The organism is Hymenobacter qilianensis, assembly GCF_014489555.1.
Classification (GTDB): domain Bacteria; phylum Bacteroidota; class Bacteroidia; order Cytophagales; family Hymenobacteraceae; genus Hymenobacter; species Hymenobacter qilianensis.
On record NZ_CP060784.1, the window covers coordinates 421,843 to 438,373 of the forward strand.

Below are 16,531 nucleotides of genomic sequence, written 5' to 3' on the forward strand. Positions count from 1 at the left end.
CCGCCTGATAACTGCCCCCAGGGTGCTCATCCGAGGTAGCGGTTGATACGTAGCCCTGACGGCCCATATTTTTTAGTAGTCTGCCTTTTCTTGGTAAGAATGTCCTTGTTTTCCCGTTCGCTGTTTTTCTCTTTTTTGCTGTTCAGTATTTCGCCGCTGGCGTGGGGGCAACAAGACCAGACTGCTAAGCCCCAAACCGTAGCTCCTGCCCCGCCGCTCACCTTGCAGCAGGCCATTCAGATTGGGTTGGAAAACAACTACGGCATTCGGCTAGCGCGCACCGACGAGCAGATCGTCAGCAATAACGTGACGCGCGGCAATGCGGGTCAGCTGCCGGCCGTGAACGGAAATTTCACCCGCACCTTCAACATTAATGATGTACGTCAGCAACTCGGTGACCAGCCCCCGCGGATTTCCAACGGGGCCGAGTCGAACTTTCTTAACGCCAACGTAGCGCTCAACTGGACTATTTTTGATGGCCTCGGCATGTTCATCGCCTACGACCGTCTGAAAGCCTTGGAGCGCCAGCAGCAGATAATCACGCGGGCGACCATTGAGGAGAGCGTGGCCAACATCACCGACGCGTACTTCAACGTAGTGCGCGAGTCGGGCAAGATTCGCTCGCTGGAAGAAGCGCTCAACATCGGACAGCAGCGCATTGACCTTACGCAGGGCCGCGTAGACGTGGGCGTGAGTGCGAAAGTAGAAGTGCTGACGGCCCGCGTAGACTATAATGCCGACCGTTCCTTGCTCCTGCAACAGCAGGAATTGCTGAATACCGCAAAAATTAACCTCAATAGTCTCATCGGCCGCACCACCCTTACCGACTTTCAGCCCATCGACTCGATTGTGGTGGTGACGGGCTTGCAGGCGGAAGAAATTGTACAGGGCGTAATTGACCAAAACCCACGATTGCAGCAGGCACGCCTCGGCGTGGACGTGGCCCGCTACGAGCGGCGCCTGGTGCGCTCGGCGCGCTGGCCCCGCGTGAACCTCACGAGCGGTTACGTTCTGTCGCGCAACATCAATAACGCCGCTTTTTTCGGTACACAGCTGGCTACCAACATTAGCCGCAACGCGGGGCTGAACTACGGAGTGACGGCGACTGTGCCTCTTTTCAACGGCTTCGAGCAGCGCCGCCTAGAGCAGAATGCCCGCGTAATTGAGGAGCAAAGCCAGCTGCTGCTCGATCAGACCCGCCTGAACCTAGATGCTGAAACCGAGCAGGCCCTGAACCGCTACCAGAACCGCCTGCAACTGTTACAGCTGGAGGAAGAAAACATTCTGCTGGCCCGCGAAAACATAAACATTGCCCTGGCCCGCTACCGCCTGGGTCTGCTCACGCCCCTGGATTTGCGCGTGGCTCAGCGCAGCCAACTCGATGCCGAAGTGCGTTTGCTTGACATTCGCTACCAAGCTAAGCAGGCCGAAACCGCTCTGCGTCGCCTTAGCGGATATCTGGTGCAGGAAGCTACTTCCCGACCCTAGCCGAGCAGAAGCCCAAAAAAGCCCCTAGATTGAATCAGGCGCAAATACAAGCGTGTTTAGGGATTTGATTTCCCTGTCATGCTTCGACAAGCAAATGCCAGATAAAACACGACGCAAACGACGTTGCGTGAATTCTCTGATACGCTCTAAGCAAACAGCCTGAGGGCAACACGCGTTGGGTCTGTTTACCGGCTAAGGCTTCTCTTCCTTCACTACGGGCGCCTGCATGTTTCGCAGCTCTTCGAGTGCTGCGCGGGTTTTTTCCAGGTTCTTGGCTTCCTTTTCCTCCTCATCCACGGGCAGCTTCGACATATCACCAAAGAAAGCCAGGATGTTCTGCCGCTGTGGGGCCGAGATGTTGTCGAACTTCTTGTCGGCGAGTTTGCGCACCCATTCCCCGTAGGTTTCGTCGGCGAGAGCATACTCGCCCGCGCGTGTGGGACGCCCGGTATCGAAGTCGGCATTCGGCAGTGGGGGCGATTTAGCCGTTTGTTCCTGCTGCGCCAGGTTGCAATACTCCCTCATCACGATGCGGACGCTTTTCTTAAACAGCTCTTGCGCCTCAGGAGTAGGCAGTTTGAAGGCGAAAGGCTGCAGGGGGCCAATTTTGGGCAGCACCCGCACCACCAGCGATAACATCCGGGCTCCAAACCCAGGCTTCTGGTAGTCAGTGCCATACTGGCGGCGATATTCCCGCTCACTTTGCCGGTACATATAGTCGCGGCGCCGGGCCCGGGGCTCAGCTTCCTGATTTCGTCGCGCTCGGCGTGCCAGGCCGCGCGGGCGGCAATCGGAATGAGCTGGCGCACGGCAAAGCGGTAGCTGCCCACCGCCAAGTCTACATTGGCTAATACCTGCCCCAACTCCAAGCCATAGGTTTTCAAAAAAGCGCGCTCCAGAACGGGTTTGCTCACCTGAAAACCAATAAAGCTTTGGTAGTCGGCCGAGCGATACCGACCACTGGCCAACTGCACCACATCGAAGGCAAACTCGAGCTGAGTATGCTGCACGGGCGCTTCGTGGTAGGTAATAGCCGAACCAAACTTAGCCTTCAGATCGGGGTACACGGAGGCCATAGCTACGTTGGTACCCGCCGGATGGCCTTTGATATCAGCTACATAATGAGCCAAGGCACCCAAAGCGAAAGCATACTCATTGCGGTCATGGGCCTCATCGAGCAGATTGCGCACGAAGTCGCCGCTGCGTACGTAATGTGTCAGATTGGTAAATAACTTAGAGCCAAATGGATAAAAGCCCATATCCTGAATAATTGCCCCCCCGTAGGCGTATGACTTGGCCTCTATCCACTCCTCGCGGGTGGCAGCGCCAAAGCGGCTTTTAATAAGCGGCACTAGGCACACGTCAAACGTCGAATCGATGTTGGCCTGATGAGTGAGTACAGAGTAGGCAGAAGCGGATGGCGCACAAAACAACAGAGCTGCCAGAGCGGAAAAAAGCCATTTCAGCATAGTAGTGTTTAGAAGCAAGAGGTAAGGTGCTGAAAGTTGGACTTTTAGAATAGGCAGTACGCGAAAGCTGAACAGGAGTTATCTAACCCCTACACCTATTTCGCTGCTTTGTCTATTTGGCTTAAAAAGCACTGGGGGCATTTTTATCTAAAGATACCGGCCTTCTTGATTTGTGCGCCATATGCCGCTTTTATCGACTACGAAGAGCAGAGGTTTATTCCACTTTATCAGCAATAACCTCGGGTACGCCAAAGCTGCTGAGCATGCCATCAACCACGGCCACGCGCCACACCCGAAACACCGAGTAGCGTAGGTCGCGGTCTATCTGTACCGGGCCGGGCTCCAGACGCTGACTGGGTTTGCGCGGATTATTATCGCGCACGATGAAGGTGTTGGTCAGCAAGGAGCCCGCGCGGGTGAGCAGATTTTTCTTATCGGGGCCCGGTTTCTTTTTCAACAACGAAACTTTCAGATCTGAGTAGCGCGCCCACAGCGTGCCATTGGCGCCCTGCTTAGTAAACTGCACCTTACACAGAATTCGCTCCACGCGGCCTTTGTCAAAACGAATGAACGCCGCAGGTTCGCTCACGGAATTCAGAATAGCAAAGGGCGCCGGCCCGAAGCTCCCGGTAAAGCTGTGCCCACCCTGGGGGTCGCGCAGATTGAAGCGAAACACGCCTTCCACCAGACATTTATCTTGCAGCCATCCTGACACGCGCCCGATACTTGGGTGGGCAGCAGCAACGGCGGGAACATTGGTCAGATGCGTAATGCTGGCGTTGAACCGGGTGAGAGTAAATATGCCCGGCACGGAGCCGCCCTTGACGATTTCGGCGCTGCGAAAGTTGAAGTTGACGATTCGGGCCAGCGCTACATTCAAGCGAAAAGGCAGCTTTTGCAGCTGCTCCGGCGTAACGGAGGAAGGCCGCGCCGGCTGCGGATAATTGGCGTTGCTGGTTACCTGAAAACGCGGGTTGCGCAGCTCCAGCAAACCCGCCACCAGGTTTCCTTCGCGTGCTAATAGGCCATAATCGAGGCCCGCGAGCCGTAGCTGCGGAATCTGGACGACCATGCGGGGCACAGACTGGGCTTTGCGGAGGGCAAACTCCGGCGTACTCATGGTGGGTGTAAGCGTCAGGCCATCAGCCTGGGCCAGGCCCGTGCTAGTATCCAACACCAGCTTTTCGTAGCGGGCCCGGTAATAAGGAGCATCGATCAGGCCCGTAGCAGGCCCGGTGCTTACCCGCCAGGCGCGGGCATAGAAAATGCGCTTTGTATCGAGGGCGCTCAGCGAATCAACCCATAAATCATTGCCTTTTACTTCAATGGCCCGAACTACAGGCGCCACGCTCAGGCCGGGCAGCCGCATTTGCCCCCAGATAAGGCTACGTAGCGCAAAACGCACCGACGCAACCAAGGCGGCAGCTGCTCATGTATCGCTTTGGTTTTGGTGGGCTGCTTGCTGGTGCTGGCGATAAAAGTAACGTCGGGAGCCGTGAGGATAAGCGAATCGGCTTGTAGCTGCTGCCGGGCTAGCTGCATTGCTTTCAGGCCCGTGAGGCGCAGGCGGGGCAAAGCGAGCGTAAGCCGTGGCGCGGATCCAGTGCTGGTATTCTGCACCGGCTGCACTCGCAGAGAATCCAGTTCCAGCCGCTGCCGATCTGTGGAAAAGCGGAGGGCTCCGAAGCTCCCTTTATGCTGCCGGGCCTGCCCCTCCACATTGGCGAGGTGAAATGCGAGGCTGCGCGCATACCCTAGTCGCTGCGAGTCTTGGGCACCGGCCGCGCTAATAAGAATATCGCGCGCTATCAGATCTGCGCGGCGCAGTGTAGCTATGGGTTGTTGAGCAGGCGAATAATTGCCCCCCAGATTAATCAAAACAAGATTTTCTACCCGAATCCCTTCCATTTGCAGCGGCAGCTGCTCGTGCAGTGCTTTAGATGAACCGGGAGATCTGGGGGCATTTTACCAACTCCCAGACGCGCGTTTTGCACGAGCACGGTATCCAGGGGCACTTCCTTGCGCCGCAACAAAGCCAGCAGCCCGATTCCTTGCAAACGCACCAACTCAACATCGGCCCGCAGGCGGGGAAGCCGGCTGTGGTTGGCAGGTGTGGCAGCAGAGCGCAGCCGGAGCCCCCGCAAGGTCAGTGAGCGGTGCCATAAGCTGGTTTTCAGCTCTCCTATCTGTAGTTGGTAATAGCCTTTAGAAGCCGTTGTGACCTGACGCTCCAGCGTGCGGCGCAGCCAGGGATCAAGCAAAAAAAGTACGGTGCCAACCACCGCCACAAGTATGACGGCTGCTATAAGCAACCCTTTGCCCCACCGCCGCGACTTTTTCTGGGCTATAGGTGGAGCCAGGACGGACGCAGAACTGGTGTTATCAGGCACAGTTTGGTTTGTAAAGCTCACTAAACGGCAAACTCCACGTTTGTGGCCATTGTTTACATTAAAATACTCAAGGTATCATCTAGTATCTTAACCGGATAAGACAAAAATTTAGCAATCGGCCACGCCAGATGCGACTCCCTAATTTTCAGTTGTGCTTCGTACCAAAGCCGCACCTACCACGTTTAGTCACTATGTCATTCATCAAGCTCCTTATAATCAGCTCATTCTTGCTACTAGCTACGCCGGGCCAGGCCCAGCAAGTGGAAGTAGTAAAGTTTCCGGCCTTGCAAAAGCGCCTGAGCCAGCCCAACGATACAACGTATGTGGTCAATTTCTGGGCAACGTGGTGTGGCCCCTGCATTAAGGAGCTGCCATATTTTGAACAGGCCAATAAAACCTACGCCGGCCAAAAAGTAAAGGTGCTGCTGGTAAGTTTGGACTATGCTTCTCAGCTGGATAAAAAGGTAAAGCCGTTTGTGCAGAAGCGTGGGCTTAAGTCGGAAGTGCTGCTGCTCAACGAAACGGACCCGAACACCTGGCTCGGTAAAGTAGATGATAATTGGTCGGGGGCAATTCCTTTTACGCTGATGCTCAACAACAAAAAACAAAAGCGCGCCGGCTTCGAGCAGGAGTTTACCCAAGCCGAGCTAACCGCGCAGCTCACCAAGTTTTTGCGCTAGCCAGGTGGTCTGGCGCGTATTTTTCCACTTTTAACCCGTTTGCCTCCCGATGAAAAAGCTAACCTCCTTCTTCGTCCTTTGCTTCGGCCTCGTGTTGCTGAGCGCTTTTGTCCGGCCTTCCGGCGGCTATCAGGTAGGCGACACCGCCACCGACTTTAAGCTAAAAAACGTGGACGGCAAGCTCATGTCGCTGGCCGACAACAAGGCGGCCAAGGGCTTTATCGTGGTGTTTACCTGCAACACCTGCCCTTACGCTCAGGCCTATGAAAGCCGCATTATTGATCTGCACAAGAAATTTGCCCCCCAGGGCTACCCCGTAGTGGCCATCAACCCCAACGACCCAGCCGTAGCGCCCGGCGACTCGTTTGAGAAGATGCAGGCCCGCGCCACCAGCAAAAAATACCCCTTCCCCTACCTGCTCGATGAAACGCAGAACGTAGCGCAGACTTATGGTGCTACGCGCACACCTCACCTCTACGTGCTCACCCGCCATGGCAACGCTCTAAAAGTGGCCTACATCGGTGCCATAGATGATAATTCGGAGGAGCCTACGGCCGTGAAAACCAAGTACGTAGAGAATGCCCTCACCGATATTATGGCTGGCAAACCTGCTGCTACCAACTCAACGAAAGCCGTTGGCTGCACTATTAAGTGGAAAAAAGCTTAAAAAAAGCCCCCAGCGATAATAAATACGCCTACTTTAGAAGTAAAAGAAAAGCCCCCCGCTTCCAAAATGGAAGCGGGGGCTTTTTGTAGAGAGCGAGGGATTCGAACCCCCGGAGGTTTAACCCTCAACGGTTTTCAAGACCGCCGCAATCGACCACTCTGCCAGCTCTCTAGGTCACGCGTACTAACTGTTCTTGCAGAGAGGGGGGGATTCGAACCCCCGATACCGTTGCCGGTATAACGGATTTCGAATCCGTCGCATTCGACCACTCTGCCACCTCTCTAACGTTCCCCCAATTAGGCGGTTTGGGGACGGCAAAAGTAAGAGGCAATTGACAATTAGCAATAACTACAGCGTAATTATAGTAGAAATTTTACGCTTTGTGCCTTTTATGCTTTTCCAACCGCTGCCAGATGCCGGCCGCTCAGGGCTACTGGCAGGTTTGCAACGGTTCGCAAACGCCCCGTAACGGCATCAATACTGACGTTTACCTCGAAGCCCAGAATCAGAGTCATGCACACAAAATCCAGCCACACCATAAAGCCCACCAGCGTACCTATAGAGCCATAAAAGTGGTTGTAGCTGTCAAAAATCTTGATGTATAGAATGAACAGAAAGGACACCAGAAAGATCAGCAGCGTAGCTACTACAGCGCCTGCCGACAGGAAGGGCCATTTGTCGTGCACGGGCGGCACGTAATAATAAATCACGCATGTAACGAGAAGAAACAGCCCGGCCACTGACCCATATTTCAGTAAACTAATGAGCTGATTAGTCAGCTCAGCAGGCACTATTTCGTAGAATACCAGCGTGTCGATGATGTAAGTGCCGAAGAAAATGCCCGCTATGGCGAACAATAGCACGAACGACAGCACGATGGTCAGCAGGGTGGCAATGACACGCTTGCGCACGTAGGTTCGGCGCTTGAACGACGGATATTTCTTCTCGAATGCATCCAACAGGGCCATAATGCCATTGGAGGATAGCACCAGGGCCGTCAGAAAACCAAAAGACAGCAACCCGCCGTGCGGAATATTGATGATATCTTCAATGGTATCGGCGGTGGCTACATACATTTCGCGGGCATGATATCGCGCAGAAACTGCAGAATATCAATGTTTAGCTGCGGAATAGGGATATAGGGAATGAGCGTGAACAGGAAGATGATAGTGGGAAAAATGGCGATGGTGAAGTTGAACGCCATATAGCTGGCCCGCTTGGTAACGCTGTCCAGCTTCAACTCCTGAATCATACGGTCGAGCACATCATATACCGACGCCTGGCCGTGGTTGAAGCGCAGGCGCTTGAGCCACACGATGAACTTGCGGTATGAACGCCGGCGGCGCACCTCGGAGTAGTGGTAGCGGCGAACGGGGTTTCTCATAGATCAACGGTCAACGTACAATCGGCATAACAATTTGTCCCCCAGAAGGTGTTCATTGCTTCTTACTTTCCTTCTTTGCCGCCGTTTTTCACAAGTAGAAGCTGCTTGGAAATGAGAGCTATTACTTATTCTTTTTGGGAGCAAATGCCGCTGGCGCAGGCGCGTCGGGGGGCAATTTGGACGATGCAGGCGTTAGCGGCCCAGCCTTTTCGTCGTCGGTAAAGTAAGGCGCGAGCTTGTTTAGGATAGCCTCCGGGATAGGAACCGGCCGCCCCGTCGCTGTGCTTACAAACACCATCAGCGTGTGGCCTTCGGTGAGCAACTCCAGGGCTTCATTGTAAATCTCGTACTCGAATAACACTCTCGACCCTTCCGCCGGCTGGCGCAGCATTAGTCGCACCGTCAGCAGGTCGTCGTAGCGGGCGGGCCGGCGAAACCGGGTGCGTATCTCTCCTACCGGCATGCCAACTCCATCAGCCTCCAAATCTTTATACCGGATTCCTAATTGCCGAAAAGCTTCCGTACGGGCTACTTCGAAGTAAGCGGCATAGTTGCCGTGGTACACGTAGCCCATCTGGTCGGTTTCGGCATAGCGGACGCGGATTTGGATGTCGGAAGTGTACATAGTTATTCCTCTGTTAAGCTGTACATCTCAACTAAGTTGAGTAAGTAATGACCTTGAATTTTCAATTCGCTTGTGTTTATAATAATTACCAAAAACACGTTTTTGTCTTGCGTCCCAATGAACACATGCTCAAAAAGTCCATTAGGATTTAGATAAACATATACTACATCCATAATTTCAAATCCATCCAAATCAATAGCTGGTATCACGTCAACATACGGCCATATATCTACTATTTGCTCTGCCGTACTAGTAACATCTTGCATTGGTGATTGAAAGGTTTGATTGTAATCTTCCAAACTCAACTTATTCGTAATCACCTTAATCCCGAGTAAAAAATATTTACTTATTGTTTACCAAAACGAAGCTCAGTTACTTCATAATGCCGCTCCGCGTGAGAGCAGCCTGATAACGGCGGGCATTCAGTAGGTGGTCGCGCTCGTTGGTGGCGAAGGCGTGGTAGCCGCTGAAGTCCTCTTTGGCGCAGAAATAAATGTATTGGTGCTTTTCGGGGTTGAGCACGGCATCGATGCTAGCAATGCTGGGCAAGTTGATGGGTCCGGGGGCAAACCTTTGTATTTGTACGTGTTGTATGGCGAGTCTTTGGCCAAGTGTACGTTGAGTACGCGTTTGATGCCGAAGTCGCCGTTGGCGTATACCACCGTGGGGTCGGCCTGGAGCAGCATGCCGCGCTCTAAGCGGTTGAGGTAAACACCAGCCACGCGTGGGCGCTCGTCGGCGTGCTGCTGCTGCTCGGCTTCCACGATGCTGGCCAGGGTGCTTACCTGAGCCCGGGTCAGGCCCAGCGCTTTGGCTTTGGCGTCGCGGGCCGGGGTCCAGAACTTTTCGTACTCCTTTTTCATGCGCTGCATGAGGTTTTCGGCCGAAGTATTCCAGTACAGCTCGTAGGTATTAGGGATAAACATGCCCAGAATACTTGTCGTGTCGAAGCCCAGGGAGCGGGTGTAGCTGGGGCTACTGAGCAGGCTATCGAACTCGTGCGGCCGGGCGTCGATGGTGGTGCCGAGCTTCTTGGCCAAATCTTGGCGCAGACGGATATTCTGAAAAGTCAGGCTGAGCGGCGACTGAATACCGCGCCGTAAGTCGTTGATCATTTCGCGGTTAGTGTAGCCATCTTTCAGCTCGTAGCGGCCGGGCTTCACCAGTTCATCATACTTCATCAGCTTGGCCACGAAGCGAAAAGAAAGCCGGTCAATGATGACGTTCTTGGCGTCAATCGAATCCATCACGGCCTTGTAGCTCTGTCCCTGCCGAATAAGCAGATACGTCGGCTGGCCTTTCGTTTCGACGTTGGGCGTGTAGAAAACCTGGTAGAAATAATACGAGAACGACACGAACAGCACGCCCAGCACCGCTACCACGGCAGCGTAGCGGTTGCGGCGTTTCTGGGCTTTGGCTTTGGATTCGGCACGGGAAATTTGGGACATAAGCGAAGAGAGATACGGCTAATAAGAATAAACCGGCGGCGCGCAGCACGCCTTTAGCCAGCTTGATTTTTCGGGCCCAAAAGTACACGTTCTAGACTTCCGGTTTTGCTAACGCGAAAAAAGCCCCCCAGTGTTCGATTACGTTTGGTTGGGGGCTTTTTTTGGATTTAAAGAGTGCAAACAGCAACCTTCAGCAAAAAAAATGCGAAGGAGTGACTGTTAATTAGCGCCCGCAGTATCTTGCCTGATCCCGGCCCGGCGCCAGTTTCTTTTCGTTTTTCACCTTATATCCGCCCGCTCATGTCCGCTACCCTGCTTCGCATCCACCCCGATAATCCGCCCCAAAACCGTTTGCTGCAAGCCGTAGAAGTGTTGCGCAAAGGAGGAGTAATTATTTATCCCACGGATACGATTTATGGCCTGGGCTGCGACATTCACAACGCGAAAGCCGTCGAAAAGCTTTGCCGCATCAAGGGCATTCATCCTGAAAAAGCCAACCTGTCGTTTATCTGCAACGACCTTTCGCACATCACCGATTACGCCCACGGCATCACGACGCCGGTGTACAAAGTGCTGAAAAAGGCCCTGCCCGGTCCGTTTACGTTTATTTTTGAGGCGAGCCCAAAAGCCCCCCGCTACGGCGGCGTAAAGCGCAAAACGGTGGGCATCCGCGTTCCCGACCATAATATTTGCCTGGGTCTGGTGCGCGAGTTGGGCAATCCCATCGTCAGCACTTCCATTCACGATGAAGATACGCTGATTGAATACTCTACCGACCCGGACCTGATTTTTGAGAAGTATCGCCCGCTGGTAGATCTGGTTATTGATGGCGGCTTCGGCAACAACATCGCCAGCACCGTCGTCGACTGCACCAATGATGATTTCGACATCATCCGCCAAGGCGCCGGCGATATTGAGCAGTATCTGTAAGGTAAAATTGTGAAGTGGTGAAATGGTGAGTTAGCTGTTCTGAAGGCACAAACTGCGCCGCTGCAACAGCTAACTCACCATTTCACCACTTCACAATTTCTCCCTTTTGTGTTTCCAGCGCCGATGCGACCAGAGGTAATCAGCCGGAGCAGCTTGTATATCAAGCTCCAGCTGGCGGGCAAACGCTTCGGTTATTTGGTGGCCGTCTTTGGGTAGCGGGGTTTCGCCATCGTAGAGTTCCGTGAGGTGCATCTCATAATACCCGCGCCGCTGCCGCCGAATGCTCACGTACACGACGGGGCACTTAAACTGGGCAGCCAGCTTATCGGCGCCGGTATAAAAGGCGGTATCCTGGTGCAGAAACGTTGTCCAGTATTGCTGGTCGGCGCGGCTGGGGCTTTGGTCGCTGAGCATGCTTAGCACCCGGCCTTGGTTGCGGTGGCGCACCAGGTGGCGCAGCGTATCGCGCATGGGCACCAGTCGGGCTCCCGTTTGGGTGCGCAGCCGGTACACAAAGTCTTCAAAAAACGGGTTTGTAAGCGGCTTATACACCCCATCGGCCCGCGGCCCCAGCCACACGGCGCCAGCCGTAATAATCCATTCCCAGTTGCCGGCATGCGAGCCCAAAGCCAGCACCGGGCCCCCTTTGGCCAGCAGCTTCTCCAGCACTTCCGGGTTGGGCATAAATACCCGTTGCTTCAACTCAGCCGCAGAAATGCCCCCCAGCTTCAGAATTTCGATCAGCAGTTCAGCAAAGTGTCGGTAAAACTTCTTCGCCAACTGCTGAATCTGCGCCTCGGTTTTCTCCGGAAAAGAATTACGCAGGTTTTCCAGCACCACCCTTTGCCGATAGCGCAGCCCGTAGGCCATCACCAGATAAAACCCATCGGCCACCACGTACAGCACTGAGAGCGGCAGATGCGCCAGGCCAGTCAGCAGCCACTCCAAGGGGCAGTAATACCACGGATAGGTGTTCTGGGGGCTTTTTTCATCGGGGCAGGGTAGCCGCGGCGGGCGCGTATTCGTCGGGGCGGCGTTGCAGGCGCGTGGTAATTGAAGTCAAAAGTTTGCCTTTGGCGTCGCGTACTTCCATGATCAGATCATAGTCGCCGGCCATCAGGTTGGCAATATTCATATCCCCTAATACCAGATGCGGTCCACCAGCCACGGCGCGGGCCAGGCCGGCAGAAGTTAGCACATCAGCGCCGCCCGCTGCCGGGCGTATGCGGCAGCGAGTAGCCAGCACAATGGGCGAAGGTGCATCGTATAGTTCGGCGTACCAAGCCAAGCGGTCGGCACCGCGGGCGTATAGGCCGTTGGGCGTACGCGCAAGGCTATAGCCGCCACGGGTAAAATTATCTCCCGGCACGGCAGAGCGGCCGGCTGGTCGCGCTAGCAGCACAATGTCGCTCAAGCGCGTTTTAGATTCATTAAAGTCCAGCACAAGCGGTTGCTCGATGGTGGCGAGGTTCTTTTTACTCGTTTGATCCTGCACTTTAGCCCGAAGTGTATACTGCCCATCGGGAAGTTCGATGCGCTTCTGGAAACTGATCGGGTTTTTCAGCGCGATACTCGTGTCATTCAGCACAGGCGGTTTCAGCGTAATGGTTTCCTGATAGGCCGCCGAGCCATCCGCGCGCACTGCTTCCAGCGTAACCGCCGCCGCCGCCTGAAATATTTTGGGAGCCCGTTTACGATAAATCAGAGCGTTGCCGGGCACCGTCACGTACAATTCTACTACGGCGCCTTTCGTAACGGTATTTTCATTGCGAAAGCGGACTACATCGAGCAGTAAGCCCGTTTTTTGAGCTTGAGCTGCTAAGGTATTGCTGAGCATAAGCAATGCTACAAGCAACCGAAGGGCAAATGATTTTGTCATTTTGGCTGATTAATGGCGGTCAAAAGTACTCCCGATCTGCTTACTATTGCAGCGTTTCCGCTTTCCGCGCCCGACTTGCCAGCATCATGCCCGTTTTATCTGAATTACCATATAATCCGCCGATTGCTTTCTTTGCCGAACTAGTAGGGACCGACTCTTTGTTAGTAGAGAGTCAGGAAAACTATCGCAAACAAACCTATCGTAATCGGTGTCTTATACTTACTGCTCAGGGCGTAAAGCCCCTGACAGTGCCTGTAGTAGATGGTAATCGCAGCAAGAAAGTCAAAACCGCGGAGCTAGAGATAGATTATCGGCAAAATTGGGTGCACCAGCACTGGCGCACCCTGCAAACCGCGTATGGCGGCAGTCCGTATTTTGAATATTACGCCGACTATTTGCACGATATCTACGTACAAAAACCACCGCTGCTTTTTGACCTCAACCTTAACCTACTGCACTTCTACCTACGATGCCTGCGGATGCGAATTCCGGTGGTATTTACTACAGAGTATCACCCCTCCTACCCCGACCCTACGGTGCGCGACCGACGCGATTGGCTGACACCCAAAGCGCCCGCTTACCCCGAACCTGACACTCCGTCCGAACCCAGCCGGGTGCGGGCTTATTCGCAGACCTTTGGCCTGCAATTTGTTCCTGATTTAAGCATATTGGACCTGCTCTTTTCGCAGGGTCCTAACGCCGGCAGCTATCTCGCGTAGATTTCCTTAGCGCTGCCCCCGAACCTTCGCCCGCCCTTTCCTGTTTTCAGGTTGATCCGGCCCAACCCGCTTTACCCGGCGGGGATCTATATTTTCTTCACTACCTTATCTGCATGGAAGCTAAATTCTCAAATCGAGTCAAAGAGGTCATCTCTTTGAGCCGGGAAGAAGCCATCCGGCTCGGGCACGATTATATCGGCACCGAACACCTGCTGCTGGGCATGATCCGCGAAGGCGAAGGCACTGCCATCGGACTGCTCAAGAAATTGGGTGTGTCGGTGGAAGAGCTTAAGTACGCACTGGAACAAGCAACCCGCAACACGGCTACGCAAGGCACGAGCATCACCGGCTCTATTCCGCTGACCAAACAAACCGAGAAAGTACTCAAGATTACCTATCTAGAGGCTAAAATCTTCAAGAGCGAAATTATCGGCACCGAGCATCTGCTGTTGTCGATTCTGCGCGATGAAGACAATATTTCTTCGCAAATTCTCAGCAAATTCAACGTGAACTACGAATCCGTACGCGACTCGCTGGACTATCACGGCAACCCTGCCCCCACCGACCGCGCCCCTGACACCGACGACGACGACAACGACAAGCTCTTTGGCGGCTCCAGCCGTGGTAGCAGCTCGGGCAGTAGCTCAGCTGCTAAAAAGCCCGGCGAGAAGTCGCGCACGCCTGTGCTCGATAACTTCGGCCGCGACCTGACCAAACTGGCCGAGGAAGATAAGCTTGACCCCATCGTAGGTCGTGAGAAAGAAATCGAGCGCGTAGCTCAGATTCTGTCGCGCCGCAAAAAGAACAACCCTATCCTCATCGGTGAGCCTGGTGTTGGTAAAACTGCTATTGCAGAAGGCCTCGCTCTGCGCATTATTCAGAAGAAAGTATCGCGTGTACTGTTCGGCAAGCGCGTGGTGACGCTGGATCTGGCTTCGCTGGTGGCTGGCACCAAGTACAGGGGGCAATTTGAGGAGCGCATGAAGGCCGTGATGAACGAGCTGGAAAAGTCGCCCGACGTTATCCTCTTTATTGACGAGCTGCACACGATTGTAGGCGCTGGTGGAGCTTCCGGCTCACTTGACGCTTCCAACATGTTCAAGCCGGCTCTGGCCCGTGGCGAGATTCAATGCATCGGTGCTACTACGCTCGACGAGTATCGTCAGTACATCGAGAAAGATGGTGCCTTGGCACGTCGTTTCCAGATGGTAATGGTAGACCCCACTACACCTGAGGAAACGATTGAAATCCTGCACAACATCAAGGACAAGTATCAGGATCACCACCACGTTATCTATACTGATAAGGCTATTGAGTCGTGCGTGAAGCTTTCTGATCGTTACATGTCCGACCGTTTCCTGCCAGACAAAGCCATCGATATTCTCGACGAAGCTGGTGCCCGCGTGCACATCAACAACATTGTGGTTCCCGAAGATATTCTCAAGCTCGAAGAGCAGATCGAGAACATCAAGGTGGAGAAAAACCGCGTGGTAAAGTCGCAGAAATACGAGGAAGCCGCTCAGCTTCGTGACAAAGAGAAGAAGCTTCTGGAACAACTCGACTCAGCTAAGAAAAGCTGGGAAGATGAGACCAAGAAGAAGCGCTACACTGTGAAAGAGGAAAACGTGGCCGAGGTAATCGCCATGATGACCGGCATTCCGGTAGTACGTGTTGCCCAGAATGAAAGCGCTAAGCTGCTCAACATGGGTGAGGAACTGCAAGGCAAAGTAATTGGCCAGGATAAAGCCATCAAGCAATTGGTGAAAGCTATCCAACGTACGCGTGTAGGCTTGAAAGACCCAAAGAAGCCTATCGGCTCATTCGTTTTCCTTGGCCCAACGGGTGTAGGTAAGACGGAGCTAGCTAAGGTCCTGTCTACTTATCTCTTCGACAAAGAGGATTCACTCGTGCGTATCGACATGAGTGAGTACATGGAAAAGTTCAGCGTATCGCGCCTGGTGGGCGCACCTCCCGGCTACGTGGGTTACGAAGAAGGCGGTCAGCTGACGGAAAAAATCCGTCGTAAGCCTTATTCGGTTATCCTGCTCGACGAGATTGAGAAGGCTCACCCCGACGTGTACAACCTGCTTCTGCAAGTACTTGACGACGGTATCCTAACTGACGGCTTGGGCCGCAAGGTGGACTTCCGCAACACGATTATCATCATGACCTCTAACATCGGTGCCCGCGACTTGCAGGACTTCGGTGCGGGTATCGGCTTCGGCACGAAAAACCGGATGGAGAACATGGATGATATCATGAAGGGCACCATTACGAATGCTTTGCGCAAGACCTTCTCACCGGAGTTCCTCAACCGTTTGGACGATGTGATTGTCTTCAACTCTTTGGAGAAGAAAGACATCCACAAGATCATCGACATCTCGCTGGCTAAGTTGCTGTCGCGTATTCAGACACTGGGCTACAAAGTTGAGTTGACGGAAGCCGCTAAGGACTTTGTAGCTGACAAAGGCTACGATCCGAAGTATGGTGCACGTCCGCTGAACCGGGCTATCCAGAAGTACATCGAAGATCCGATTGCGGAGGAAATCCTTAAAGCTGAGATTGCGCAGGGTGATATCATCACGGCTGATTACGCAGAAGGTGCTGAAGAGCTAGTCTTTGCGGTAAGCAAGAGTGGTGAAAAGACGAATCTGGCCAGCGACGAGCGGCCAGAGGAAGCCCCCGAGACAGACGCCGATGACGTGACCGACAAGGGCAAGGGCAAGTAAATTGTAGATTACCGAAAGGGCCGACTTCTTCACAGAGGTCGGCCCTTTTACTTTATCAATCATTTTCTGCTTAGATCTAAAAAAGCCCCCCGAGTTCTGTGCATCAATTTTGCGCCCTTCGGT

General features: G+C 53.9%; 17 protein-coding genes, 2 tRNA genes and 1 pseudogene. 6 read left to right on the forward strand and 14 right to left on the reverse strand.

The features are described from left to right. The first annotated feature begins 99 nt into the window (after positions 1-99). Positions 100-1,488 carry a TolC family protein gene (locus H9L05_RS01900; protein WP_187732806.1) on the forward strand — a complete coding sequence of 463 codons (1,389 nt, stop codon included), beginning with the start codon at positions 100-102 and terminating at the stop codon, positions 1,486-1,488. A gap of 192 nt (positions 1,489-1,680) precedes the next feature. Here the strand turns inward: H9L05_RS01900 and H9L05_RS01905 are convergent, their stop codons facing one another. The 5 genes from H9L05_RS01905 to H9L05_RS01925 all read right to left on the reverse strand — a co-directional run bounded on the left by H9L05_RS01905 (position 1,681) and on the right by H9L05_RS01925 (position 5,218). Continuing rightward, positions 1,681-2,016, reverse strand: coding sequence for a hypothetical protein (locus H9L05_RS01905; protein ID WP_187732807.1), 336 nt, complete (start codon positions 2,014-2,016; stop codon positions 1,681-1,683). Beyond that, complete coding sequence (locus H9L05_RS01910) at positions 2,013-2,957, reverse strand: zinc dependent phospholipase C family protein (protein WP_187732808.1); 945 nt, start codon at positions 2,955-2,957, stop codon at positions 2,013-2,015. Before H9L05_RS01910 ends, H9L05_RS01905 begins: the two co-directional genes overlap by 4 nt. A gap of 214 nt (positions 2,958-3,171) precedes the next feature. Further along, positions 3,172-4,326: a hypothetical protein gene (locus tag H9L05_RS01915; RefSeq protein WP_187732809.1), complete on the reverse strand. Its 1,155-nt coding sequence runs from the start codon at positions 4,324-4,326 to the stop codon at positions 3,172-3,174. Next, positions 4,308-4,865 (reverse strand): hypothetical protein, encoded by a 558-nt coding sequence (locus tag H9L05_RS01920; protein WP_187732810.1) that lies wholly within the window; start codon positions 4,863-4,865, stop codon positions 4,308-4,310. Before H9L05_RS01920 ends, H9L05_RS01915 begins: the two co-directional genes overlap by 19 nt. Beyond that, positions 4,847-5,218, reverse strand: a complete 372-nt coding sequence (locus H9L05_RS01925; RefSeq protein WP_187732811.1) for a hypothetical protein — start codon at positions 5,216-5,218, stop codon at positions 4,847-4,849. The genes H9L05_RS01920 and H9L05_RS01925 overlap by 19 nt, the downstream gene beginning before the upstream one ends. Positions 5,219-5,538: 320 nt before the next feature. On the opposite strand from H9L05_RS01925, the gene H9L05_RS01930 reads away from it, so the two are divergent. Together H9L05_RS01930 and H9L05_RS01935 are read left to right on the forward strand one after the other, a co-directional pair. Continuing rightward, the gene (locus H9L05_RS01930; protein WP_187732812.1) at positions 5,539-6,027 is read left to right on the forward strand and encodes a TlpA disulfide reductase family protein; all 489 of its coding nucleotides are present in this window, start codon (positions 5,539-5,541) and stop codon (positions 6,025-6,027) included. Positions 6,028-6,076: 49 nt separating this feature from the next. Beyond that, the gene (locus H9L05_RS01935; protein WP_187732813.1) at positions 6,077-6,694 is read left to right on the forward strand and encodes a thioredoxin family protein; all 618 of its coding nucleotides are present in this window, start codon (positions 6,077-6,079) and stop codon (positions 6,692-6,694) included. A gap of 86 nt (positions 6,695-6,780) precedes the next feature. Here H9L05_RS01935 and H9L05_RS01940 read toward each other — a convergent pair. The 7 genes and pseudogenes from H9L05_RS01940 to mltG form a co-directional block, all read right to left on the reverse strand. Then, positions 6,781-6,865 (reverse strand) — tRNA-Ser (locus H9L05_RS01940). A 25-nt stretch (positions 6,866-6,890) separates the two neighbouring features. After that, positions 6,891-6,977 (reverse strand) — tRNA-Ser (locus tag H9L05_RS01945). A 106-nt stretch (positions 6,978-7,083) separates the two neighbouring features. Continuing rightward, complete coding sequence (locus H9L05_RS01950; RefSeq protein WP_223284673.1) at positions 7,084-7,770, reverse strand: YihY/virulence factor BrkB family protein; 687 nt, start codon at positions 7,768-7,770, stop codon at positions 7,084-7,086. Continuing rightward, positions 7,761-8,078 carry a YihY/virulence factor BrkB family protein gene (locus H9L05_RS22925; protein WP_223284674.1) on the reverse strand — a complete coding sequence of 106 codons (318 nt, stop codon included), beginning with the start codon at positions 8,076-8,078 and terminating at the stop codon, positions 7,761-7,763. The genes H9L05_RS01950 and H9L05_RS22925 overlap by 10 nt, the downstream gene beginning before the upstream one ends. Before the next feature lie 121 nt (positions 8,079-8,199). Then, a complete protein-coding gene (locus H9L05_RS01955) occupies positions 8,200-8,703 on the reverse strand; it encodes an acyl-CoA thioesterase (protein WP_187732814.1) in 504 nt (167 codons plus the stop codon). Between the two features lie 2 nt (positions 8,704-8,705). Next, complete coding sequence (locus H9L05_RS01960) at positions 8,706-9,023, reverse strand: hypothetical protein (protein WP_187732815.1); 318 nt, start codon at positions 9,021-9,023, stop codon at positions 8,706-8,708. A 52-nt stretch (positions 9,024-9,075) separates the two neighbouring features. Beyond that, positions 9,076-10,151, reverse strand: a pseudogene (mltG, locus tag H9L05_RS01965) (endolytic transglycosylase MltG). 300 nt (positions 10,152-10,451) lie between these two features. Here mltG and H9L05_RS01970 point away from each other — a divergent pair. After that, a complete protein-coding gene (locus H9L05_RS01970; RefSeq protein WP_187732816.1) occupies positions 10,452-11,081 on the forward strand; it encodes an L-threonylcarbamoyladenylate synthase in 630 nt (209 codons plus the stop codon). Between the two features lie 90 nt (positions 11,082-11,171). On the opposite strand, the gene H9L05_RS01975 is transcribed toward H9L05_RS01970, so the two are convergent. Next, complete coding sequence (locus H9L05_RS01975) at positions 11,172-12,029, reverse strand: lysophospholipid acyltransferase family protein (protein WP_223284675.1); 858 nt, start codon at positions 12,027-12,029, stop codon at positions 11,172-11,174. Positions 12,030-12,069: 40 nt separating this feature from the next. After that, a complete protein-coding gene (locus tag H9L05_RS01980) occupies positions 12,070-12,918 on the reverse strand; it encodes a hypothetical protein (RefSeq protein WP_187732817.1) in 849 nt (282 codons plus the stop codon). A 128-nt stretch (positions 12,919-13,046) separates the two neighbouring features. Between H9L05_RS01980 and H9L05_RS01985 the strand changes: the two genes are divergently transcribed. Then, entirely contained in the window at positions 13,047-13,679 is a 633-nt protein-coding gene (locus tag H9L05_RS01985) for a WbqC family protein (protein WP_187732818.1), read from the forward strand. A gap of 113 nt (positions 13,680-13,792) precedes the next feature. Next, on the forward strand, positions 13,793-16,408 hold the full coding sequence (locus H9L05_RS01990) for an ATP-dependent Clp protease ATP-binding subunit (RefSeq protein ID WP_187732819.1): 2,616 nt from the start codon (positions 13,793-13,795) through the stop codon (positions 16,406-16,408). The last annotated feature ends 123 nt before the right edge of the window (positions 16,409-16,531 follow it).

Coding starts and splice junctions, on each gene's coding strand:
- H9L05_RS01900 (WP_187732806.1), top strand. CDS start 100: ATGTCCTTGTTTTCCCGTTCGCTGTTTTTCTCTTTTTTGCTGTTCAGT.
- H9L05_RS01910 (WP_187732808.1), bottom strand. CDS start 2,957: ATGCTGAAATGGCTTTTTTCCGCTCTGGCAGCTCTGTTGTTTTGTGCG.
- H9L05_RS01915 (WP_187732809.1), bottom strand. CDS start 4,326: ATGCGGCTGCCCGGCCTGAGCGTGGCGCCTGTAGTTCGGGCCATTGAA.
- H9L05_RS01920 (WP_187732810.1), bottom strand. CDS start 4,865: ATGGAAGGGATTCGGGTAGAAAATCTTGTTTTGATTAATCTGGGGGGC.
- H9L05_RS01930 (WP_187732812.1), top strand. CDS start 5,539: ATGTCATTCATCAAGCTCCTTATAATCAGCTCATTCTTGCTACTAGCT.
- H9L05_RS01935 (WP_187732813.1), top strand. CDS start 6,077: ATGAAAAAGCTAACCTCCTTCTTCGTCCTTTGCTTCGGCCTCGTGTTG.
- H9L05_RS01950 (WP_223284673.1), bottom strand. CDS start 7,770: ATGTATGTAGCCACCGCCGATACCATTGAAGATATCATCAATATTCCG.
- H9L05_RS22925 (WP_223284674.1), bottom strand. CDS start 8,078: ATGAGAAACCCCGTTCGCCGCTACCACTACTCCGAGGTGCGCCGCCGG.
- H9L05_RS01955 (WP_187732814.1), bottom strand. CDS start 8,703: ATGTACACTTCCGACATCCAAATCCGCGTCCGCTATGCCGAAACCGAC.
- H9L05_RS01970 (WP_187732816.1), top strand. CDS start 10,452: ATGTCCGCTACCCTGCTTCGCATCCACCCCGATAATCCGCCCCAAAAC.
- H9L05_RS01980 (WP_187732817.1), bottom strand. CDS start 12,918: ATGCTCAGCAATACCTTAGCAGCTCAAGCTCAAAAAACGGGCTTACTG.
- H9L05_RS01985 (WP_187732818.1), top strand. CDS start 13,047: ATGCCCGTTTTATCTGAATTACCATATAATCCGCCGATTGCTTTCTTT.
- H9L05_RS01990 (WP_187732819.1), top strand. CDS start 13,793: ATGGAAGCTAAATTCTCAAATCGAGTCAAAGAGGTCATCTCTTTGAGC.